Source organism: Streptomyces sp. NPDC093586 (assembly GCF_044764905.1).
Classification (GTDB): Bacteria; Actinomycetota; Actinomycetes; order Streptomycetales; family Streptomycetaceae; genus Streptomyces.
This window is the reverse complement of sequence record NZ_JBIWJA010000029.1, coordinates 17,629-38,642: the sequence shown is the minus strand read 5'-3', so window position 1 is coordinate 38,642 and position 21,014 is coordinate 17,629. Positions and strand designations below refer to the sequence as shown.

The following is a 21,014-nucleotide window of genomic DNA, read 5'->3' as shown; positions in this document are numbered from 1 at the left end:
GTGGGCGGTCAGTCGGACATCGCCACCAGCACCCGCCGGTCCCCCGTGTAGGGGCGACGGCCGTGGGCCAGCAGGACGTTGTCGATGAGCAGCAGGTCGCCGGCGTGCCAGTCGACGTCGACCGCGGCGTCCAGGCCCCGGTCGCGGATCTGGAGCACGTACTCGGCGGGGATGGCGCCGCCGTCCGCGAAGGTCACCGACTGCGGCAGCTCGTCCTCGGAGAGGATCTGCGCGAGTTCCTTCGCGGTGTCGTCGCCGAGGCCGGCCGGATGCCACTGGTCGGCCTGGTTGAACCACACCTCGGCGCCGGTCACCGGGTGGACGGTGGTGGCGGGCCGCAGCGACTCGACGCGCAGGCTGCCGTCGCGCCGCCAGGTCCACTCGGCGCCGGCCCCCTTGAGGAACGCCTCCACCTCGCCCCGGTCGGACGTCTCGAAGGTGTCCTGCCAGCTCTTGCCCAGGCCGTAGCCGTCGTGCAGGTTCTGCACGTAGCGCACCCCGTCCGCGAAGGCGTCCCGCACCTCCGGGTCCAGCGAGGCCAGCCAGAGCGCCGCGTCGAGCACGGGGGTGGCACCGCCGCCGCCGGGGGTGATCTGGCAGAAGAACGCCAGCCGGGACGGCCAGGCGTGGGCGTAGCTCATCTCGTTGTGCATCGAGATGGTGTACTCCTGCGGGTACTCCGTCGAGGTGTAGACGTTGCCCCCGACCTTGGTGCGCGGCGAGTTGCCGTGCACGTAGGCCAGCCGGTTCGGCAGCAGCCGGTCCAGCACCGGGTCCAGGGTGTCCGGGGTGATGCCGAACCCTCGGAACACCAGGGCCTTCTCACGGGTCAGCGCCCCGGTCAGGCCCCCTTCCAGGGCGTCCACGCGCCGCAGCAGCTCCTCGGGGCCACCGCCCTCGGCCGCCTCGATCTCCGTCGGTGCCCAGGCCGCGGTACTCGCCATGTCACCTCTCCTTTCGCTGTCGTCTTGGTGCCGTGTGTGCGGGTGCCGCCGTCGCCGTGCGCACGGGGGCGCCGGCTCAGGCCGGCCGGGCCACCGGGAGCCGCGCCAGCCGCTCGGTGACGTCCGCGGTCAGCTCCGCCTCCCGGGGCGCGAGGTAGAAGTGGTCGCCGGGGAAGGAGCGCACGGTGAAGTCGCCCTCGGTCAGCTCCGCCCAGGCCTCGACGTCCGGTCGCGAGACGCCCGGGTCGCGGTCCCCCAGGTACGCGACCATCGGTGCCCGCACCACCGCCGGCCGCGGTCCGGCATACGTCTCGATCAGCCGGTAGTCCGCCCGCAGCACCGGCAGCAGCAGCTCCCGCAGCTCCGGTACGGCGTACGCGTCACCGCCGAGGGTGCCCAGCCGGGTCACGCCCGCCACCAGCACGTCGTCCGCCGCCCGGTGCAGCGCGGTGGGTCTGGTGCGGTGCGGCGCGGACCGTCCGGAGAGCATCAGCAGGGCCGGGCCGGGACCGCCGGCCGCGGGGGCCTCCAGCCGTACCGCGACCTCGTAGGCCACCGCCGCTCCCATGCTGTGGCCGAAGAGGGCCAGCGGCAGGCCCCGTTCGGGTTCGAGGGCCGCGGAGATCCGGTCGGCCAGTTCGTCCATCGACTCCACGCACGGCTCGTCCATCCGCTCCTGGCGGCCCGGGTAGCGCACCGCGAGGAGCTCGACGTCCGCGGGCAGCCGGGACGCCCAGCCGTGGAAGAGCCGGGCGTTGCCGCCGGCGTGCGGGAAGCACACCAGCCGCACGCGCGGGGCCACCGCGCCCCGGTAGCGGCGGAACCAGATCCCCGGCCCGGTCACAGCGCCATGCCGCCGTCGATCCGCACCACCTGGCCGGTGATGTACGCGGCCTGCGGCGAGACCAGGTAGGAGACCAGTGCGGCGACCTCGTCGGGGGTGCCGAAGCGGGCCAGCGGGATCCGGCCGATCGCGTCCTTGGCGACCGACTCGGGCACCCCGGCGACCATCTCGGTGTCGATGAAGCCGGGGGCGACCGCGTTCGCCCGCACCCCGTACCGGCCGAACTCCTTCGCCAACGCCTGGGTCAGGCCGATGATGCCGGCCTTCGACGCCGAGTAGTTGGTCTGCCCCGCGTTGCCGACGACGCCGGCCACCGAGGACAGCGTCACCACGGTGCCCTCCCGGCGGCGGATCATCGACCGCACCACGGACCGCAGCAGGTTGTACGTCCCGTCGAGGTTGGTGCGCAGCACGGCGTCCCACTCGTCGTCCTGCATCAGCGCCAGCGGACGGTCCCGGGTGATGCCCGCGGACGTCACCACCGCCGACACGGGACCGAGCCCCGACTCCACGTCGGCGACGAAGGCCCGCACCCCGACCCGGTCGGCCACGTCCACCCGGCGGGTCAGTACGCGGCGGCCGGCGGCCAGGATCTCCTTGGCGACCTGCTCCGCCGCGCTCTCGTCGGACCGGTAGCAGATCGCGACGTCGAAACCGTCGTGCGCGAGCCGGGTGGCCACCGCACGCCCGATTCCACGCGAACCCCCGGTCACCAGCGCCACCTGAGTTGCTTGCTCCGGCATCTCTCCCCCATCCGTTCGGATGCGTCGAGCGTGTGTTCGCGGGCTATATCTGGCCTATACGGCACCCTGCATCCGGGCCCCGCGCACGCCCCCGCGCACGCCGGACCGCACCGACGCGCCCACCCCGCGGATGCGGCGTCGGTGCCCGCCGTCCCGCAGGTCGTCGCCGCCGAAGCCCGCCGCGTCGTGAACGGTCCCTCCCGGTCACCGATCCGGACATGACCGCCCGTCATGCGCCGCCCGCGTCGGGGGAGTGCGCCGTCACCCGCGTCCGGCTCTGGCCGAATACGGCGTTCCGCTCACCGGCGGACACGACTCCGGTGCGGGCGACGGGCGTTCCGTGATCGACGCCCCCTCGCGCCGGCACCGCGTCCGAAGGACACTTGCAGGCCTGGGAGTCACCGAGGGAGTTGCCGCCGGAGGGGGACGCGACATGCGGGACGGTCATCGGGCGGAGGCGGAGCGGCTGCTGCGGCGGGCCGTGGAGGAGGAGGTACGGCGCTCGGGCGGGCGCACCGACGGGAACGTGCTGCTGTCGCGGGCCCGCGGGGCGCTGGACGCGATGGCGGAGACGGCCGCCGAGGAGTACGCGGCCTACACCCGCGCACTCGACGAGACGTCGGCCGGCCGGCTCACCTTCCGGCAGCGCTATGCCCAGGAGGGCGGCGGCACCCCCCTGCTGGTGGCCGGCGTGGCGGCGGTCGCGGCGGTCGTCGCCGACGTCGCGCTCGGCACCGGCACCGGCACGGCGGTGGGCGCGGGAGTGGCCGTGGGGGTCGTCGGCGCGGCGGCGACCGTGGTGAAGGTGGCCGGGTCCCATGTGCCGGCCGCCCACCACCGCGCCGGGGCCGCCGGCCAGCCCGGCGGGCCCGAGCAGCTGCGGCTGCAGTGGCTGACGGCGCTGGAGGTGCGCGGCATCCGCCCGTTCCTGGACCAGCAGCGGATGCTCGCCGCGTCCACCGGCCCGAAGAAGAGCGGACCGAAGCTGCGCGGCGCCGACAAGAGCGCCGCGGCCCGGGGGCGCAGCGCCCTGGAGCAGTCCTTCGGGCAGCTCCCCGAGCCGGAGGACGTCTTCGCGGGCCGCCGGCAGGAGATGGCGCGGCTGCGGCAGTGGGTGCGGGCGGCCCGCGCGAGCACGGAGACCAGACCGACGGTGGTGGTGCTGCACGGGGCGCCCGGCAGCGGCCGTACGACGCTCGCGGTGCGGGCCGCGCACGAACTGCGGGACCACTTCCGCGGGGCGTGCGTGGTCGATCTGCGCGGGGACGGCGCCTCGCCGGGCGGCGAGGCGCCGCTGAGCACCCGGGACGCCCTGCTGCATCTGCTGAACCGGCTCGGAGCGCCCCGCGAGCAGCTCCTGTTCCGCGAACGCTCCTCGGCGGACCAGCAGGTCAAGCGGTTGAGCGAGCTGTACCAGCGGCATCTGACGGACGTCCCGGTCACCATCGTCCTGGACGACGCCTCGGACCCCGAGCAGGTGCGCACCCTGGTGCCCGAGCGGTCGGACAGCCTGGTGCTGGTCACCGCGCGCCGGGCGCTGGACCTGCCGCCCGACCTGCCCGCGCGGGTGTTCCGGCTGCCGGTGGAGCCGCTGGACGCGGCCGGCGCGGAGGAACTGCTCGGCGCCGCCGCCCAGGACGCGTCGGGACCCTACGACGCCGAGTCCGCCGAGCGGATCCGGCAGCTGTGCGGCGGGCTGCCGCTGGCGCTGCGCGTCGCGGGCTCCTCGCTGGGCCCGCGCTCACCGCGCCGGCTGGCCGGCGACCTGGGCGCGTACGGCCCGGTGGAGCCGGTCGAACGGGCGCTGTGGCTGCGCTACACCGACCAGCCGGAACCGGCCCGGCGGCTGCTGCGGCGCCTCGCGCTGGCCGGGCGCACCTCGCTGGGCGCCGCCGCTGCCGCCGCGCTGCTGGCCACCGGCGAGACGGAGGCGACACGGCAGCTGGCGGCCCTGGCGGACGCGGGGCTGCTCGTCCACGTGCGGGGCAGCCGTTACCGGCTGCACGACGTGGTGCGGGCCTTCGCCGGGGCCCGTCTGAGCGACGAGGAGGAGCCCGCGGAGACCGTGGCGGCGCAGGAACGGCTGATCACGAACTACGCCGAGCTGGCCGACTCGGTGCTGCGCCTGGTCGACGGCAACGTGTCGACCCGCTCGGACCGGTTCGGGCAGCACGGCTTCACGTCCCTGGACGAGGCGTTGCGCTGGCTGGACGACGAGTCGAGCTTCATCACCGCGACGCTCAGGCATACGGAGGGCGTCGACCAGGGCGCGGTGCTGAACCTGCTGGGCGCGTTGTGCGACTACTGCCTGCTGCGCGGCGACCTGTACCGGCTGGGTGAGATCAGCGACCTGGCCCGGTCCGTGGACCAGGGGCTGCTGGTGCGCTCCGTGCAGTGGCGCACCGGTATCGCGGCCCGGCAGCTCGGCGAGCTGGACAAGGCGCGGACCACGCTCACCTCGGTGGTCGGCCTGTACCGGGAGGCCCATCACGACGCGGGGGCGGCGCGGGCCCTGTGCTCGCTCGGCATCACCCTGCACCACCAGGGCAGTCTGACCGAGGCGGCGGCGAGGCTGCGGGAGGCGCTGGACCTCCAGGCCTCGCCGGAGCTGGCCACGGACCGGGCGTGGACCCTGCACGCGCTGGCGGCCGTGCAGCGGGACCGGGCCCGGCTGGCGGAGGCCCTGGACCTGCTCACCGAGTCCCTGGTCCTGCACCGCGCGGGCGAGTCGGTGCACGGCCAGGCGTGGGCCCACTTCCAGCTCGGCCAGCTGCGGCTGCGGATGGGCGACGTACCGCGGGCGGAGACCGAGCTGCGCACCGCCCTGGAGCTGTACGGCCGTACCCAGGACGCCCGCGGCGAGGCCTGGGCGCTGACCCAGCTGGCGCGGGCCCGGCTGGTGGACGGCGACGCCTCTCAGGCGGCCGGGGAGCTGCGGCGGGCGGCGGAGCGCCACCGCGACAACGAGGACGCGCGCGGCGAGGCCTGGAGCGTCTACTACCTGGGGCAGGCCCTGGAGGAGACGGGTGCCCTGGACCGGGCGGTCCGGGAGCTGGAACGCTCGCGCACGATGTTCTCGCGGATGCGGGACATGTACGGCCTGGCCTGCGCCCGGCACCACTCGGCGCGGGTGACCCGCGACCAGCGGGCCGCCCAGACGGGCTCGCTCAGGAACTCGGGGTTCGCCCGTCAGCTCCTCGTCGACGCGCGCGCCGACTTCCAGCGCATCGGCGTCGGCCACGGGGAGGCGTGGACGTGCCTGGAGCTGGCCGTCGTGGACGCCGGCAACGCCCGTACGCCGCAGGCGCTGGCGCTGTGCGACGAGGCGGCGGCGCTGTTCGCGGCGTACGGCGACCGGCGCGGCGAGGACTGGGCCCGTTTCCTGCGCTGCACGCTGCTGCCGTACGCCGCCCCCGGCGGGGTGGAGGTCGGTGCGGCGGTGGCGCAGGAGGAACTGGCCCAGCTGGCCCGCGCCCGGCATCCGGCCCGCGACACGAAGCTGGACGACTGCGTGGAGGCGTACCGGCTCCTGCTGGAGCGGGGCGTGCGGCTGGAGGCGGGCTGGCAGGCCTGGCGCCTCGGCATGGTCCCGGACCGGCACGCGCGCGAGGTGATGGGCGTGGCGGTGACGGCGGAGCACTGAGCCCCGCGCGGCACCGGGACTTCGCCGGTCACCGGGCCGGGGCGGCGGTCGCGCCGTCCCGGCCCGGTGACCGGGCGCCCCGGGTCAGCCCCGCTGGGGCTCGGCCCGGCCGGTGGTCCTGCCGGTCCCGCCGCCGGAGGCGCCGGCCTCCGGGTCCTGGGACTCCTTGAAATCGACCCTGCCCATGTGCCGGTTCATGGACTTCATCAGACCCCACACCGCCAGGGCCATCACCGCGAAGACGATGAAGCCGAGGACGCCGGGGGTGACCTTGTTCTCGTCGACCTCGGCGAGAGTGACGAGATGCGTCATTGCCAGGCTTGCGCTTGCGCTCATGTCAGGCATTGTCCCGGATGCCCGCGAAGAGGTCGTCCTCGGGGAGGGACGTGTCCACGAGGGACTTCGCGAGCTCGTACTCCTCGGTGGGCCAGACCTCCTTCTGGATCTCCATCGGCACCCGGAACCAGCCGCCGTCCGGGTCGATCTGCGTGGCGTGCGCGATCAGTGCCTTGTCCCGGGTCTCGAAGAAGTCGGCGCAGGGCACGTGCGTGGTGAGCGTGCGCTCCTTGCGCTCGAACTCCGACCAGCGCTTGAGCCAGTCCCCGTACGGCGACTCGAGGCCGCGCTCCAGCAGCGCGTTGTGCAGCGCCTCGGTGCGGGGGCGGTTGAAGCCCTGGTTGTAGTACACCTTCAGCGGCTGGTACGCCGGGCCGTACTCGCTCTCCGGGTACTTCTCGGTGTCGGTCGCGCCCTCGAAGGCCACCATCGTGATCTTGTGGGTCATGATGTGGTCGGGGTGCGGGTAGCCGCCGTTCTCGTCGTAGGTGGTGATCACCTGGGGACGGAAGGAGCGGATCTTCCGCACCAGCTCACCGGCCGCCTTGTCGACGTCCTCGAGGGCGAAGCAGCCCTCCGGCAGCGGCGGCAGCGGGTCGCCCTCGGGCAGGCCGGAGTCGACGAAGCCGAGCCACTCCTGCTTGACGCCGAGGATCTCCCGGGCCTCGTCCATCTCCTTCCTGCGCACCTCGTGGATGTGCTCCTCGATGTACGCGTCGCCCTGCAGCTTGGGGTTGAGGATGGAGCCGCGCTCCCCGCCCGTGCAGGTCACCACCAGCACGTCCACCCCTTCGGACACGTACTTCGCCATGGTGGCCGCGCCCTTGCTCGACTCGTCGTCGGGGTGGGCGTGGACGGCCATCAGTCGCAGCTGGTCAGTCAAGACTCGATCCTCGGTTAAGTCGGCGCCCCGGTGTCTCTCGGCGCGTTCGGCGGCTTCTATAGTGACCGAATCGGAGGGCGAATAATTCCGGAGCCGGGCTCCGGGGCCCTTTTCGGGACATCCGTCCCGCTCCTGCCGAGAGGACGATCATGAGTACGGCGACCACGAGAGCGCCCGAGGGCCGTTACGGCCGCTCCTCGGACGAACGGTCCGACCGCACCCTCAAGGTCGTCGGTGCCGCGCTCGGCGCCGTGCTGCTCGTGGTGATCGGCTGGTTCGGCTACCACTACGTCGTCCAGAACAAGATCAGCGCCGAGGTGATCGGCTTCGAGACCGCCGAGAATGCCGTGAGGGTGCACCTGGAGGTCCGCAAGGACGCCGGGGCCGCCGGCTACTGCACGATGCGCTCCCGGTCCGAGGACGGCGAGGAGGTCGGCCGGGCCGACTTCCGCTTCGACGGCGACGCCACGCGCATCGACAAGGTCGTCACGCTGCGCACGAAGGCCCGCGGCACGTCGGCCGAGCTGCTCGGCTGCCACCCCGAGTGACATCCCCGGGAATCCGTCCGCGCCGACCTGCGCCGCCTGCGCCGACCTGCGCCGACCTGCGCCGACGAGAATCTGGTGGCTTATGTCCTCCCTCTTTGGCCACTGAATTGTTAGGCTCGTGGTTTCGCCCTTCCGTGGAGGAACATCCTTCTGGGTAGGGCGTTGCTTTGTATTCCCAGTACCGACGAGGAGCACCTGTGACCCAGACCAGCGAGAACGTCACCTGGCTGACCCAGGAGGCGTACAACAAGCTCAAGGAGGAGCTTGCGTACCTTACTGGTCCCGCGCGCACCGAGATCTCTGCCAAGATCGCCGCGGCGCGCGAGGAGGGGGACCTGCGCGAGAACGGCGGGTACCACGCGGCCAAGGAGGAGCAGGGCAAGCAGGAGCTCCGCGTGCGCCAGCTGACCCAGCTCCTCGAGAGCGCCAAGGTGGGCGAGGCCCCCGCCGCGGACGGCGTGGTGGCACCCGGCATGGTCGTCACGATCGCCTTCGACGGCGACGAGGACGACACGCTGACCTTCCTGCTCGCCTCGCGCGAGTACGCGAGCTCGGACATCGAGACCTATTCGCCGCAGTCCCCCCTGGGCTCCGGTGTCAACGGCCACAAGGTCGGCGAGGACGCGGAGTACGAGCTGCCGAACGGCAAGAAGGCCTCCGTGAAGATCCTCAAGGCCGAGCCCTACAACGGCTGACCCCGGCCCGGCCGGCCGGTGTGTCCGGCCCCATCCGTTCTCGACGAGCCCCCGGCGTCCTGGTGACGCCGGGGGCTCCGTCGTCCCGGCGGGCGCCTATCCGTCGGCCGAGCGGTACTTGCGCACCGCCAGGGACCGGAAGACCGCGACGATCAGGACGGACCAGATCACCGAGGCCCAGACGGGGTGCTGCATGGGCCAGGCGTCGGACTGCACGACGCCCGGATTGCCGAACAGCTCCCGGCAGGCCTGCACCGTGGCGCTGAACGGGTTCCACTCGGCGATGTGCCGGAGCCAGGGGGTCATCTTGCTGGAGTCCACGAAGGCGTTCGACACGAACGTCACGGGGAACAGCCAGATGATCCCGCCCGAGGTCGCCGCCTCCGGCGTCCGCACGGACAGGCCGATCAGTGCTCCGATCCAGGTGAAGGCGTACCCCAGGAGAAGCAGCAGGCCGAAGCCGGCCAGGACCCGTCCGGCGTCGGTCGGCTCCGCCGAGCCGGTGCGCCATCCCACGATCAGCGCGACGACCGCGAGGACGAGCAGCGTGATCGCCGTCTGCACCAGGTCGGCGACCGTACGGCCGGTCAGCACCGCGCCACGGGCCATCGGCAGGGAGCGGAAGCGGTCGACCAGCCCCTTCTGCATGTCGTCGGCGATGCCGGCCGCCGATCCGGCGGTGGCGAAGGTGACGGTCTGCGCGAAGATGCCGGCCATCAGGAAGTCCTTGTAGACGCCCGGGTCGGTGGTACCGCCGATCTGCATCGAGCCGCCGAAGACGTACGTGAAGAGGATCACGAACATCACCGGCTGGATGACCCCGAACAGGACCATCTCGGGGATCCTGGTCATCCGGATCAGATTCCTGCGGGCAATGACCAGGGAGTCGGCCATCATGCTCACTTGGTGACCTCCTTCTCCTGCTGGTGACCGGCGTCCCCCTGCGGACGGCCGTCCTCCTGCGCCTCGTCCCCGGCTTCGGCCGCGTGGCCGGTGAGGGAGAGGAAGACGTCGTCGAGGGTGGGGCGGCGCAGGCCGATGTCGTCGATCTCGATGCCGCGGGAGTCGAGTTCGCGGATGATCTCGGCGAGCAGCTTGGCGCCGCCGGTCACGGGCACGGTGAGCTTGCGCATGTGCTCGTCGACCGTCGTGCCGCCCTTGCCGAAGCCGCGCAGCACCTGTGACGCGGTCCGGATGTGCTCGCGCTCGTGCACCACCACTTCGACGCGCTCGCCGCCGGTGCGGGCCTTGAGCTGGTCGGAGGTGCCCTTGGCGATGACCCGGCCGCGGTCGACCACCGCGATGTCGTGCGCGAGGTGGTCGGCCTCCTCCAGGTACTGGGTGGTCAGCAGCAGCGTCGTACCGCCGGAGACGAGCTGCTTGATGACGTCCCACAGCTGCTGGCGGTTGCGCGGGTCCAGGCCCGTCGTCGGCTCGTCCATGAACATCACGGGCGGCGAGACGACGAGGGCCGCCGCGAGGTCGAGCCGGCGGCGCATGCCTCCGGAGTAGGTCTTGGTGGGGCGGTCACCGGCGTCCGCGAGGTGGAACTGCTCCAGCAGCTCGGTCGCCCGGCGCTTCGCCTCCTTGGCCCGCATCTGGTACAGCTGACCGACCATCTGCAGGTTCTCCCGGCCGGTCAGGTACTCGTCGACCGCGGCGAACTGGCCGGAGAGCCCGATCGAGCGGCGTACCGCGTCGGGCTGCTTCAGCACGTCGAGGCCGGCGACGACGGCCCTGCCGCTGTCGGGCCGCAGCAGGGTGGTCAGACAGCGGACGGTGGTGGTCTTGCCCGCGCCGTTCGGCCCGAGCAGGCCCAGGACCGTGCCCTCGGGGACATCGAGGTCGACGCCGTCCAGAGCCCTGACGTCACCGAAGGTCTTCACCAGGCCTTCGGCGTAGATGGCGCCTGGCATATGTGTCTCCACGTCGTCGGGGATTCTTCGGAAAGCCTAGGATCGTGCGATTTTTTCCGCTTGTTCTTTTGCCGGTCCGTCCGGCACCCTCGGTTCGCTCCGCACGTGCCGGAGGACACCGGGCGACGGAGCGGCCGAGTGGCGCACGACACACGATAACGCGATGTATCGCGTCTCACAACGCAGTTTCCCGAACGAGTGGGGAAGGGGAACCGGGCCCGGCCCGGTCCGTTCAGCCGATGACCGGGTAGCCCGCGTCCCGCAGCGCACGGCCGACCTCGGCGCAGTGCTCCGGGCCCTTCGTCTCCAGGTGCAGTTCGACCTCCGCCTCGGTCAGCCCGAGCCGCGGGTCGGTCCGGACGTGGCTCACGTCCAGCACGTTCGCGTCCACCGCCGACAGCACCCCGAGCAGCGTGGCGAGGGCGCCCGGCCGGTCCGTCAGCCGCAGGCGGACCGCCAGGTAGCGGCCCTGCGCGGCCATGCCGTGCCGCAGCACGCCCTGCATCAGCACCGGGTCCACGTTGCCCCCGGACAGCACCGCCACCACCGGGCCCTCGAAGGCGCCGGGGTCGCTCATCAGCGCCGCCACCGGGCTCGCCCCGGCCGGCTCCACGACCAGCTTGGCCCGCTCCAGGCACAGCAGCAGCGCGGCGGACAACTCGTCCTCGGAGACCGTGCGGACCTCGTCGACCAGTTCGCCGACGATCCCGAACGGCACGTCACCGGGCCGCCCCACCTTGATGCCGTCGGCCATGGTCACCGGGTGCTCGACGGCCACCGGCCGCCCCGCGGCCAGCGACGGCGGATACGCCGCCGCGCCCTCCGCCTGTACGCCCACGATCCGCACGTCCGGCCGGACCCCCTTCACCGCGACCGCCGTCCCGGCCACCAGCCCGCCCCCGCCGATGCCGACCACCACGGTCCGCACCTCGGGGCACTGCTCCAGGATCTCCAACCCGACCGTTCCCTGACCCGCGATGACGTCGGGATGGTCGAAGGGGTGGATGAAGACCGCGCCCGTGCGCTCCGCGTACTCCTGCGCGGCGGCCAGCGTCTCGTCGACCACCTGGCCGTGCAGGCGCACCTCGGCGCCGTAGTCCCGGGTGGCGCTGATCTTCGGCAGCGGGGCGCCCTTGGGCATGAACACCGTCGAACGCACGCCGAGCAGCGTCGACGCCAGGGCGACGCCCTGCGCGTGGTTGCCCGCGCTGGCCGCGACGACTCCGGCGGCCCGCTCCTCGGGCAGCAGTCCGGCGATCCTGATGTACGCGCCGCGCAGCTTGAACGACCCCGTCCGCTGGAGGTTCTCGCACTTCAGGTGCACCGGTGCCCCGACCAGCCGTGACAGGTACCGGCTGCCCTCCATCGCCGTCACCCGAGCCACGCCCGAGAGCATCTTCTGGGCTCCGCGCACGTCGTCGAGGGTGACGGGTCGGACAGCGGCGGCCGTGCTGTAGCTCATGCCCCCAGCATCGCAGTTCGCGGGCGCGGGCGACCGTTGTGACCAACCTCCGAGACCCGCTTTGCGCAGCGCCGGTACGTCTCGCCGCCCGGCCGCGTACCCTGTCCCCCAATCAGCAGCCCTCCACGAAGTGAGCCCCCGGCCATGCCCACAACGCCTGAAATGTCGATGGACATGACGACCGCCGGTGACACCGGTCTTCTCGAGACGCTCCAGCACGAGGTGGCGCTCTTCGCCCGCCGCGCGGAACAGACCCGGCTCGGCGGGGTCGGGCAGGTCCGCAACTCCATGGACCGCGCCGCCTATCTGCTCCTCAACCGCCTCGACAAAGAGGGCCCGATGGGGGTCAAGGCCCTCGCCGCGAGCATGGGGATCGACTCCTCGACGGTCACCCGGCAGGTGGCCCCGCTCGTCGACAACGGACTCGTCAAGCGGACCTCGCACCCCGAGGACGGGCGCGCGGTGGTGCTCCAGCTGTCCCCGCGCGGTGTGGCGCGGCTGGACGAGGTACGGACCTCGCGGCGCCGGCTGATGGCCGAGCTGACCCACGACTGGGCGCCGGAGGAGCGCGAGGCGTTCTGCACGCTCCTCGCGCGCTTCAACAGCGCCCTGTCCGCCCGTACGGCCCCGCAGGGCGCGGCGGGCCAGGAGCCGTCGGTCTCCTGAGCCGCACGTCCCGGGTTTTCCGGTGCCTCACCGTGCCGTCCCCGCGCTTTCCCGGGCGAACGGCGCCGCCACTCTTGACCAGCGGGCCGCCCCCTGGCCTGATATGAGACCGGACCCTCGGTGTACGCGGCCGGCACACGCTCACGCGCGCGACGGGTCCCCCTCTCCTCGACGAGGTCACGGGTGTCGCCCATCAGGCGGGAGGCGCGGTGCGAGAACGGCATGCGGTCCGAGGCGCCCGCCGGGCCCGGGAGTTCGAGGCCTTCGTCGCGGGCGCGGGGGGCCGGCTGCTGCATGCCGCCACCCTGCTCACGGCCGAGGCGCCGGACGGCAACCCGCGCGCGCGGCGCCTGCTGACGCTGTCCCTGGCCCACACGTACGCGTGCTGGGACGGGCTGCGCGGCGAGGACCCCTACGACCGGGCCCGCCAGTACCTGGCCGCCCGGTTCGCCCGGGAGGTCTGGCACCGCGAGCGCGCCGTCCTCGGCCGGCCCCGTCGGCGCCCCGGCGGCGTCCTCGGCGGGCTCACCCCGCAGGAGCGCCTGGTCCTGGTGCTCAGGCTGTACGAGGGGGTCGCCGAGGAACAGGTGGCGGCTCTGCTGGCCCTGCCCGTGGAACGGGTGCGGACGGTCCACGACCGGGCGGTGGCCGTCCTGCTGCACCCGCCGCCGAAGCCCGCCCGGCGGGTCGCGAAGGCGGCGACGCCGTGACCGGCACGCGCGCGTCGGGCGCCCGCGCGCGGGGCTGCGGGGGGCACCGGTGAACCGGCTCGAACGGGAGGCCGCCGTACGCCGGATCATGGAGCAGTCGCCGCCGCGGGTACCGCCGGAGCTGTACGCGGACGTCCTGCGCCGCGGGAGCCGGATGCTGCGGCGCAGGACCGCCGCCCGCCGTCTGATGTGGCTGGTGCTGTGCGCCGCGGCCGTGGCGTTCACGGTGTGGGCGCTGACCGCCCGGCCCTGGGCGGAGCCGCCGTCGGAGACGACCCCGCCCGTGACGGGCTGGGAGGGCTGGTGAGGCCCTGGCCGGGCGGACGGGGGCTAGCCGAGCGGCTGCCCTGCGGGGCCCCTGCCGGGCAGGCGGAGGCGGGCCGAGCGGCCGGCCCGGAGGCCCCCGACCGGGCAGGCAGAGACGGGCCGAGCACCTGCCCGGAGGCCCCCTGCCCGGCGGGCCCCGGCCCCCGACCGGGCGGAGGCTAGCCCAACGCCTGCTGGAGGTCCTCCAGCAGGTCGTCGGCGTTCTCGATGCCGACCGACAGGCGCACCAGGTCGGCGGGGACCTCCAGGGCCGAACCGGCCGCGGAGGCGTGCGTCATCCGGCCGGGGTGCTCGATCAGCGACTCGACGCCGCCCAGGGACTCGCCGAGCGTGAACACCTTCGCGCGGTTGCAGACCTCGACGGCCGCCTCCTCGCCGCCCTCGACGCGGAAGGAGACCATGCCGCCGAACGCCCTCATCTGCTTGGCGGCGGTCTCGTGCCCGGGGTGGTCCTCCAGCCCCGGGTACAGCACGCTCGTCACGCGCGCGTGCCGGGTGAGCATCTCGGCGACCTTGCCGGCGTTCTCGCTGTGCCGGTCCATGCGCACCGCGAGCGTCTTGGTGCCGCGCAGCACCAGCCAGGAGTCGAAGGGGCCGGCGACGGCGCCCATCGCGTTCTGGTGGAACGCCAGCTCCTCGCCGAGTTCCTGGTCGTTCACGATCAGCGCGCCGCCGACGACGTCCGAGTGACCGCCCATGTACTTGGTCAGGGAGTGCACGACGACGTCCGCGCCGAGCGCCAGCGGCTGCTGGAGGTACGGCGTGGCGAAGGTGTTGTCGACGACGAGCCGGGCGCCGGCGTCCCGGGCGACCTGGGCGACGGCCGCGATGTCGGTGATGCCGAGCAGCGGATTGGACGGGGTCTCCACCCACACGGCCTTGGTCCGGTCGGTGATCGCGGCCCGCACGGCGGCGGGGTCGGCGCTGTCGGCCACCGACCACTCCACGCCCCACCGGGTGGCGACCTTGGCGAAGAGCCGGAAGGTGCCGCCGTAGGCGTCGTTGGGGATGACCACGTGGTCGCCGGGGCGCAGCAGCGTACGCAACAGGCAGTCCTCGGCCGCCAGTCCGGACGCGAACGCGAGGCCGCGGCGGCCGCCCTCCAGGGCGGCGAGGTTCTCCTCCAGCGCGGTGCGGGTCGGGTTCGCGCTGCGGCTGTACTCGTAGCCGCCGCGCAGACCGCCGACGCCGTCCTGCTTGTAGGTCGACACCTGGTAGATCGGCGGGACGACCGCTCCCGTCAGGGGATCGGCGGTGTTGCCCGCGTGAATCGCGAGCGTCTCGAAGTGCTGACTGATGTGCCTGTCGCTCATGGGCACCGAGCGTAGTGCCGCGGACGGCTCCGCGCGTTCTCCACAGGCCGGGGCACAGGTTGGCCAATTGTCGGCGGCGTCTGGTTCGCTGGTGGCATGGAGATTCTCTGGGTCCTGATCGCCCTGGTCGTGCTGGGCTTCGTGCTGCTTCCCGTGCTGCGCCGCCGGCACAGCGCGGTGGGGCTGGTGCCGCCCGGCCACCCGGACGCCGCGGACCCCGCGAACTACGGCTTCGCCCGCGAGGAGGAGCTGGACGTCCGCATGCCGGGCCCCGACCAGGACCTGCTGGACGTCCTGGACCTGGTGCAGCGCACGCAGGACTACCGGGGCGCGCAGCAGCTGCTCGCCGGCACGGAGAGGGAGGGCGAGCGCCGCTGGCAGCGCGTGCAGTCCTTCGCGGGCGCCGCGTCGCTGGAGCTGCGGCAGCGGCCGGGCGGGGTCGGCGAGGTGCCGGGCGGGCAGTGGCTGCGGGTGTGGCGGACGGAGGCCCCCAAGGACGCGGGCGGCGCGGCCGTGCACGCCGAGTTCCTGGTGCAGCAGGCGTGGCGGACGGCGACGCCGGGCACGGACGAGTTCCGGATCATCATGGAGGAGGCGAGGGCGGCGTGCGGTCAGGCGGCGCTGCTGGCCCCCGGCGACCCGGTCCCGTACATCATCGAGCTGTCGGTGGCGCGCGGCCTGGCCTACCCGCGCGAGGAGTTCGAGCAGCTGTGGCTGAAGATCCTGGACCGGGCGCCGAACCACATGGGCGCGCATCTGGCGGCCCTGCACTACTGGTGCGAGAAGTGGCACGGGTCGCGCGAGCTGGCGTACTCGTTCGCGGAGGCCGCCGCGGCCCGCGCGCCCCAGGGGTCGTTGCTGGCCGCGATGCCGCTCTTCGCGGTCTTCGAGCACCTGCCCGAGGTCAATCTGGTCAGCGGCTTCTACCAGAGCGAGGTCGTCACCAAGGCGATCCACGGCGCCCTGCACGCGGTGCACTCGGCGCGTCCCGACGACCCCATGCAGGCGCACGTCCGCCATCTGCTGGTGTTCTTCCTGGTCCGCGCCGAACGCTGGGCGGAGGCCATGAACCAGCTGATAGTCGTCGACGGCCATGTCGGCGCCCTGCCGTGGATCCTGTCGGCCGACCCGGCGGCGGAGTTCGCGGTCTACCGCGCCCTGGCGGTGGCGGGCTACGAGGCCAACGGCGGCAGCCCGGCGACGCTGCCCCACTGAGCCGCGCGCGGGCGCTTTCGCGCGAACGGCCCGGCCGGGGTTCCGGCCGGGCCGCGTTCCGGCGCGGGCGAAGCGCGCACGAGGGCCCGCACAAGGCGGGCGGCACAAGGCGGGCGGGCCGGTACGACGGGCGGCCGGGCGCCCTCGCCCGCCCGTTCCGGTCCGCCGCGGCCTGGCCGCCCCGCGCTCAGCCCTCCGTGCGGGCGGGCAGCCGCCATCCCGGGCGCGGGAAGTGGCAGGTGTAGCCGTCGGGGTAGCGCTGCAGGTAGTCCTGGTGCTCGGGCTCGGCCTCCCAGAAGGGGCCGACCGGTTCCACCTCGGTGACGACCTTGCCCGGCCACAGTCCGGAGGCGTCGACGTCCGCGATCGTGTCCTCGGCGATCCGCTTCTGCTCGTCGTCCACGTAGTAGATCGCCGAACGGTAGCTGAGGCCGATGTCGTTGCCCTGGCGGTTCTTGGTGCTCGGGTCGTGGATCTGGAAGAAGTACTCCAGGATCGTGCGGTAGTCGGTCTGCTCGGGGTCGAAGAGGATCTCGATGGCCTCCGCGTGCGTGCCGTGGTCGCGGTACGTCGCGTTCGGCACGTCACCCCCGGTGTAGCCGACCCGGGTCGCCGTCACGCCCGGGAGGCGGCGGATCAGCTCCTCCATCCCCCAGAAGCATCCGCCCGCCAGTACGGCCCTCTGCGTCTGCGCAGCCATTACGGCCCCTTCCACACATCGTTCAGTCGGTCGCTCGGGCTGCTCGGCTCGCACACCACCGGCATTCCTTGCCCGCTCACCTCAACACGCGAGGGCACCGGGCGATTCCGTGCCCGCCCGGCGGCTCCCGGCGGACGCCCGTCTCCCCCGGGGGCGAGCCCGTCGTCCGTTCACCGTGCCGTCGCCCAGGACGGGCGCCAGGACGGCCCGGGGGGCGGTGCGAGGGCGGCCACGTGGTCGATGACCGCTCGGAGTCCCGGGTGCGGATCCGTCCTCGGGAGCAGGAGGGAGAGCGGGTAGGCGAGCGTCGGATCCACGATCGGGATGCGCCGCAGGTCGTGCCGGTCCGGCCAGACGTACCGGTCGCGCGCGCCGACGAGGGTGGCGACGTCGGCGGAGTCGGCGAGGGTGTCGAGGAGCACCTCGTCGCCGAAGTGCGGGCCGGCCGCGTCGATGCGGAGGTCGAAGGCGTCGGCGAGCTGGTCGTAGAAGTCCGCCCATTCGCTCCGGGGCGCGATGCCGGGCACCCAGATCCTCAGCCCGCGCAGCCGGGACGGGTTCAGGGTGCGCGCGGCGGCGAGCGGGTGCCGGGGGCCGACGAGGAGTTCCAGCGGGGAGTCGAAGGCGTGGATCATCCGCACGCCGGGCGGCAGCGTGGCCGGGTCGGTGACGCTGCGGAACGAGGCGTCGATCTCGCCGGCCTGGACGGCGGCGGCCGCCACGTGGGGATCGTCGACCCTGAGGGTCACCACGTCGAGGACGGTTCCGGGGTGCGCGCGCCAGTAGTCGTGCAGCACGACGGCCTGCGCGCTCCGCAGGCCGAGCACGTCGATCCTCAGGGCCCGCGAGACCGGCCCGACCGCGGCGACGGCGCGGTCGGCCCCCGCGACGATGCTCCGCGCGTGCGGGAGGATCGCCTGGCCGTCCAGTGTCGGTTCGACCCCGCGGGCGGTGCGGGTGAACAGACGGACCCCCAGCTCGCGCTCCAGGGCGGCGATCCGCTTCGAGACCGCCTGCTGGGTCACGCCCAGCTCGTCGGCGGCGTGCCGCAGCTGTCCGAGCTCGGCCGCCCGGACGAACGAGCGCACTGCCTCGGTGTCCATGGGACCAGCCTATGCGCGCACAACCGATGGTTGTGGCTCACCGTCACACGGTTGTTTGATTCCGCCCTCCCGCAACCGGTGTGATGGCCGGGCCCAAGCACCGGTTGTCGCCGAGGAGTCGTGTACGCGTGAGTCCGGGACCCGATTTCCGCCGGCTGTGGTCGGCCTACGCCGTCAGCACGTACGGCACGTGGGCGGCCTTCGGCGCGTTCCCGCTCATCGCGGTACGCGTGCTGGACGCGTCGGCGTTCGCGGTCTCGCTGCTGGAGGCGGCCGGGCTCGCCGTCGCGGCGGTCGTCGCGTTCCCGCTCGGGCCGTGGGTCGAGCACCGTGCCAAGCGTCCGGTGATGATCGCGACGGACCTGGCCCGGTTCCTCGCGCTGGCGAGCGTTCCGGCCGCGTACGTCCTCGGCCTGCTGACCTACGGGCAGCTGCTGGTCGTCTCGGTCGTCTCCGGGGCCGCGGGCATCGCCTTCACCGCCGCGTCCGGCGCGTACCTGAAGCACCTCGTCCGCGGTGACGACCTCCTCACGGCGAACGGGCGGTTCGAGGGCACCGCCTGGATGGCGACCGCGGCCGGACCGCCCCTCGGCGGCGCGCTCGCCGGGATGCTCGGCCCGGTCGTCACGGTCATGGCCGACGCCCTCAGCCACCTGCTGTCCGCGCTCGGCATCCTGCGCATCCGCGGAGGCGACGTCGCGACACCCCGCGGGCCGGCCACCGGACCGGGCGGAGCCGGTCTTCTCGCCGGCGGGCGGTTCATCCTCCACGACCGCGTCCTGCGGCGCCTGTTCCTCAACTCGGTCCTGGTCAGCGGCCTGATCACGGCCACGACCCCGCTGCTGGCCGTCCTCCTGCTGGGCGAGTACCACGTCCCGGCCTGGCAGTACGGTCTCGCCTTCGGCGTCCCGGCGCTCGGCGGCTTCGCGGGCGCCCGGCTCTCGCCCCGCCTCGTGAGGCGTCACGGCCGGTACCGGGTGATGGCCGTCTTCGGATGGCTGCGGTCCCTCTTCCCGCTCGGTCTCGCGTTCCTCCGTCCCGGCGTCCCCGGCCTCCTCATCCTGATCGTCGTCGAGGGCCTGCTGATCACCTGCATGGGCGTCTTCAACCCGGTCCACGCCACGGAACGCCTGCGACGGACCCCCGCCGACCGTACCGCGCGGGTCCTCGGCACGTGGAGCGTCGGCAGCAGGCTCGTCCAGGCCGCGCTCACGGGGGTCTGGGGCGCCCTCGCCACCCTCACCGGCCCCCTCGCCGCGATCACCGTCGCGGGTGTCCTCCTGCTCGCCACCCCGCTCCTGCTGCCCCGGCGGACCCACCTGTCCGCCCCCACCACGCCGGCCGAGGGCGTCCCGGCCGTATGACCTGCCGCGGGGCCTCGCTCAGACTTCGTGCGCGCCCGTGCCACCGTCGCTGTCCGCGGTGGCCGACGGGCTGACGAACACCGCCGGCCGGCGGAACTCCCCGCCGGGGCCGTCCTGGCCGGAGTACGGCTCCCGAGCGAGGGGGAACCGCTGGCCGCACCGATCGCGGCACGTCGCGCGACCGGATCGGTACAGGCGGGCATACCGTTTCCGCCTCACCCGTTCGACGCGCTGCAGCCATCGACCACGCGCCGGGAGGAAAGGGCTGGGCGGCCCGGGGCCGCCTCGTGGCGGCGATGCGCCCCCTCACCGGTACGCATGGGCGGCCGCCCTGGCCGGCCCGTTCGCGTGAACCCACGTGTCTCTTCGCGAACCGCGAGCGCCGCCCACCGGTCCCGGTGGACGGCGCTCCCTGCCGCATTCGGCACCTCGTCGCAGCGCGTCACCGCGCCCGGCGTCAGATCGTCGCCGTGTCGATCACGAAGCGGTAGCGGACGTCGCTGGCGAGGACGCGCTCGTAGGCGTCGTTGATCTCGGACGCGGCGATCAGCTCGATCTCGGCGCCGATGCCGTGCTCCGCACAGAAGTCCAGCATCTCCTGGGTCTCGGCGATGCCGCCGATCATGGAGCCGGCGAGGGTCTTGTTGCCGCCGATGAGCGAGAACAGGTTCAGGGCGATCGGCTCCTCGGGGGCGCCGACGTTCACCAGGGCGCCGCCGGTCCTGAGCAGGCCGAGGTAGGCGCCGAAGTCGAGCGGCGCGGAGACCGTGGAGAGGATCAGGTCGAAGGTGCCCGCCAGCTCCTGGAAGGTCTTCTCGTCGCTGGTCGCGTGGTAGTGGTCGGCGCCCAGCTTCAGCCCGTCCTCCTTCTTGCGCAGCGACTGCGACAGGACGGTGACCTCGGCGCCCATCGCGTGGGCGATCTTGACGCCCATGTGGCCGAGACCGCCCAGGCCGATGACGGCGACCTTCTTGCCCGGACCCGCGCCCCAGTGCTTGAGAGGCGAGTACGTGGTGATGCCCGCGCACAGCAGCGGCGCGGCCACGTCGAGGGACAGCCCGTCGGGGATGCGGACGGTGAACGCCTCGGCGACGACGACCTTCTGCGAGTAGCCGCCGTAGGTGGGCTCACCGTCGTAGCCGACGGCATTGTACGTGCCGACGCTGCCCTTGAGGCAGTGCTGCTCCATGCCGGCCTCGCAGTTCTCGCACGCGCGGCAGGAGTCGACGAGGCAGCCGACGCCGACGCGGTCGCCGACCTTGAACCTGGTGACGCCGGAGCCGACGGCCTCGACGACGCCCGCGATCTCGTGGCCGGGGACCATCGGGAAGATCGCCTCGCCCCAACCCTCGCGGGCCTGGTGGATGTCGGAGTGGCAGATGCCGGCGAACTTGATGTCGATCAGGACGTCGTGCTCGCCCACCTCGCGCCGCTCGATGGTGGTGCGCTCCAGCGGAGCCTTGGCGGCGGGTGCGGCGTACGCGGCGACAGTGGTCATGCCGGGGTCTCCGGAATTCTCGTAGAGGGGTGTTCGGTCTCCACCCTGCCTCTCCCGCCGGGCCTCACCCAGACCACGGTTCTGCCTACGACCGGCGTTCCTAC

The 21,014-nt window shown here is 73.2% G+C and carries 20 protein-coding genes; 8 read left to right on the top strand and 12 right to left on the bottom strand.

Annotated elements, in window-relative coordinates:
• Positions 1-8 precede the first annotated feature (8 nt).
• From ACIRFH_RS26260 to fabG, 3 genes are all read right to left on the bottom strand, one after another.
• Positions 9-944 (bottom strand): TauD/TfdA family dioxygenase, encoded by a 936-nt coding sequence (locus tag ACIRFH_RS26260; protein ID WP_403525505.1) that lies wholly within the window; start codon positions 942-944, stop codon positions 9-11.
• A gap of 76 nt (positions 945-1,020) precedes the next feature.
• Complete coding sequence (locus ACIRFH_RS26255) at positions 1,021-1,788, bottom strand: thioesterase II family protein (protein WP_403525502.1); 768 nt, start codon at positions 1,786-1,788, stop codon at positions 1,021-1,023.
• Positions 1,785-2,531, bottom strand: coding sequence for a 3-oxoacyl-[acyl-carrier-protein] reductase (gene fabG / locus ACIRFH_RS26250; protein ID WP_403525499.1), 747 nt, complete (start codon positions 2,529-2,531; stop codon positions 1,785-1,787). Before fabG ends, ACIRFH_RS26255 begins: the two co-directional genes overlap by 4 nt.
• 433 nt (positions 2,532-2,964) lie before the next feature.
• On the opposite strand from fabG, the gene ACIRFH_RS26245 reads away from it, so the two are divergent.
• Positions 2,965-6,174 (top strand): tetratricopeptide repeat protein, encoded by a 3,210-nt coding sequence (locus tag ACIRFH_RS26245; protein ID WP_403525496.1) that lies wholly within the window; start codon positions 2,965-2,967, stop codon positions 6,172-6,174.
• 84 nt (positions 6,175-6,258) lie between these two features.
• On the opposite strand, the gene ACIRFH_RS26240 is transcribed toward ACIRFH_RS26245, so the two are convergent.
• Together ACIRFH_RS26240 and mca are read right to left on the bottom strand one after the other, a co-directional pair.
• Positions 6,259-6,519 carry a hypothetical protein gene (locus ACIRFH_RS26240; RefSeq protein ID WP_403525493.1) on the bottom strand — a complete coding sequence of 87 codons (261 nt, stop codon included), beginning with the start codon at positions 6,517-6,519 and terminating at the stop codon, positions 6,259-6,261.
• Complete coding sequence (mca, locus tag ACIRFH_RS26235) at positions 6,512-7,393, bottom strand: mycothiol conjugate amidase Mca (protein ID WP_403525490.1); 882 nt, start codon at positions 7,391-7,393, stop codon at positions 6,512-6,514. The genes ACIRFH_RS26240 and mca overlap by 8 nt, the downstream gene beginning before the upstream one ends.
• A 149-nt stretch (positions 7,394-7,542) precedes the next feature.
• On the opposite strand from mca, the gene ACIRFH_RS26230 reads away from it, so the two are divergent.
• Both ACIRFH_RS26230 and greA read left to right on the top strand, forming a co-directional pair.
• A complete protein-coding gene (locus ACIRFH_RS26230) occupies positions 7,543-7,941 on the top strand; it encodes a DUF4307 domain-containing protein (protein ID WP_403525487.1) in 399 nt (132 codons plus the stop codon).
• A gap of 197 nt (positions 7,942-8,138) precedes the next feature.
• Positions 8,139-8,636 (top strand): transcription elongation factor GreA, encoded by a 498-nt coding sequence (greA, locus tag ACIRFH_RS26225; protein ID WP_403525484.1) that lies wholly within the window; start codon positions 8,139-8,141, stop codon positions 8,634-8,636.
• Positions 8,637-8,732: 96 nt separating this feature from the next.
• On the opposite strand, the gene ACIRFH_RS26220 is transcribed toward greA, so the two are convergent.
• The 3 genes from ACIRFH_RS26220 to ilvA form a co-directional block, all read right to left on the bottom strand.
• A complete protein-coding gene (locus tag ACIRFH_RS26220) occupies positions 8,733-9,530 on the bottom strand; it encodes an ABC transporter permease (RefSeq protein WP_403525623.1) in 798 nt (265 codons plus the stop codon).
• A 5-nt stretch (positions 9,531-9,535) separates the two neighbouring features.
• Complete coding sequence (locus ACIRFH_RS26215) at positions 9,536-10,552, bottom strand: ATP-binding cassette domain-containing protein (protein WP_403525481.1); 1,017 nt, start codon at positions 10,550-10,552, stop codon at positions 9,536-9,538.
• 232 nt (positions 10,553-10,784) lie between these two features.
• A complete protein-coding gene (gene ilvA / locus ACIRFH_RS26210; protein ID WP_403525478.1) occupies positions 10,785-12,014 on the bottom strand; it encodes a threonine ammonia-lyase in 1,230 nt (409 codons plus the stop codon).
• 162 nt (positions 12,015-12,176) lie between these two features.
• On the opposite strand from ilvA, the gene ACIRFH_RS26205 reads away from it, so the two are divergent.
• From ACIRFH_RS26205 to ACIRFH_RS26195, 3 genes are all read left to right on the top strand, one after another.
• Positions 12,177-12,680 (top strand): MarR family winged helix-turn-helix transcriptional regulator, encoded by a 504-nt coding sequence (locus tag ACIRFH_RS26205; protein WP_403525476.1) that lies wholly within the window; start codon positions 12,177-12,179, stop codon positions 12,678-12,680.
• A 209-nt stretch (positions 12,681-12,889) separates the two neighbouring features.
• On the top strand, positions 12,890-13,390 hold the full coding sequence (locus ACIRFH_RS26200; protein WP_403525473.1) for a sigma factor-like helix-turn-helix DNA-binding protein: 501 nt from the start codon (positions 12,890-12,892) through the stop codon (positions 13,388-13,390).
• Between the two features lie 49 nt (positions 13,391-13,439).
• Positions 13,440-13,697, top strand: coding sequence for a hypothetical protein (locus ACIRFH_RS26195; protein ID WP_403525470.1), 258 nt, complete (start codon positions 13,440-13,442; stop codon positions 13,695-13,697).
• A 178-nt stretch (positions 13,698-13,875) separates the two neighbouring features.
• On the opposite strand, the gene ACIRFH_RS26190 is transcribed toward ACIRFH_RS26195, so the two are convergent.
• Positions 13,876-15,030, bottom strand: coding sequence for a cystathionine gamma-synthase (locus ACIRFH_RS26190; RefSeq protein WP_403525467.1), 1,155 nt, complete (start codon positions 15,028-15,030; stop codon positions 13,876-13,878).
• A 96-nt stretch (positions 15,031-15,126) separates the two neighbouring features.
• Here ACIRFH_RS26190 and ACIRFH_RS26185 point away from each other — a divergent pair, with 96 nt between their 5' ends.
• A complete protein-coding gene (locus ACIRFH_RS26185; RefSeq protein ID WP_403525464.1) occupies positions 15,127-16,245 on the top strand; it encodes a hypothetical protein in 1,119 nt (372 codons plus the stop codon).
• A gap of 187 nt (positions 16,246-16,432) precedes the next feature.
• On the opposite strand, the gene msrA is transcribed toward ACIRFH_RS26185, so the two are convergent.
• Complete coding sequence (msrA, locus tag ACIRFH_RS26180; RefSeq protein WP_403525461.1) at positions 16,433-16,945, bottom strand: peptide-methionine (S)-S-oxide reductase MsrA; 513 nt, start codon at positions 16,943-16,945, stop codon at positions 16,433-16,435.
• A gap of 170 nt (positions 16,946-17,115) precedes the next feature.
• Positions 17,116-18,048, bottom strand: a complete 933-nt coding sequence (locus tag ACIRFH_RS26175; RefSeq protein ID WP_403525458.1) for a LysR family transcriptional regulator — start codon at positions 18,046-18,048, stop codon at positions 17,116-17,118.
• An 83-nt stretch (positions 18,049-18,131) separates the two neighbouring features.
• Between ACIRFH_RS26175 and ACIRFH_RS26170 the strand changes: the two genes are divergently transcribed.
• Entirely contained in the window at positions 18,132-19,412 is a 1,281-nt protein-coding gene (locus ACIRFH_RS26170) for an MFS transporter (protein WP_403525455.1), read from the top strand.
• 457 nt (positions 19,413-19,869) lie between these two features.
• Here the strand turns inward: ACIRFH_RS26170 and ACIRFH_RS26165 are convergent, their stop codons facing one another.
• Positions 19,870-20,910, bottom strand: coding sequence for an NAD(P)-dependent alcohol dehydrogenase (locus tag ACIRFH_RS26165; RefSeq protein WP_403525452.1), 1,041 nt, complete (start codon positions 20,908-20,910; stop codon positions 19,870-19,872).
• Positions 20,911-21,014: the final 104 nt, after the last annotated feature.